Annotated in this window: 1 protein-coding gene; it reads right to left on the bottom strand. The window is 44.4% G+C overall.

Features of this window, described 5'->3' with window-relative positions:
* Positions 1–734, bottom strand: a 734-nt coding sequence (locus BP896_RS00270) for a sulfatase/phosphatase domain-containing protein (RefSeq protein WP_291764502.1), incomplete at both ends; no start/stop codon positions are given.

The following is a 734-nucleotide window of genomic DNA, read 5'->3' as shown; positions in this document are numbered from 1 at the left end:
TCACTCTTAGTTAAGGTACCCCACCATCCTTGGTATGGTGGCGTTAATTGAACCCTCGGCGGTAGCTCCTCCTCACCCCTCAGTATTCTTAATGCCTGGTAATAATGTAGTGATGGTATTGGGCCATTCAGTATTGGGTCACTAGTATCCTTTAGGAATCTATAAAGCCTATTAAGGAGGTCCCTTAACACACCCTCATACGTTGGGTCCCTTGAGGCATCATGAAGCTCCAGTGGATCCCACTTAAGATCATATAGTTCAATGAATTCATTAGGCGTGGTTATCTCATCTGCAACCACTGCATGGGCTGGGCTGAGCTTAGAGTCTATTGCAGCATCGGCAGTATCCTGAGCCTCAAGGTGAATTATGAGCTTAAACCTACTAGTCCTAATAGCCCTAATTGGATCATACCTCTCATGGTAAGTCTTCTCAGCGTAGACAGCATCCCTAACACTGGCCACTGAACCCTTAATTAAGGGTAGTAGGCTAACACCCTGAACATTATCTGGAGGCTTAATACTCAGTACTTCAAGTATTGTTGGTAGTAGGTCAACGTGGCTGGTTAAGGCATTAACACGCCTACCACCATAAATACCGCAGTTTGGGCAACTCATAATTAAGGTAGCCTCAATACCTGGATCATACAATGTTGACTTAGCCCTAGGTAAATCCACACCATGATCAGTGGTGAATATGAGTAGCGTATTATCGAATAGTTTAAACTCCTTAAGGGC

It is taken from the genome of Caldivirga sp. UBA161 (assembly GCF_002506515.1).
Lineage (GTDB): Archaea > Thermoproteota > Thermoprotei > Thermoproteales > Thermocladiaceae > Caldivirga.
This window is presented reverse-complemented; position numbering and strand designations above follow the sequence as displayed.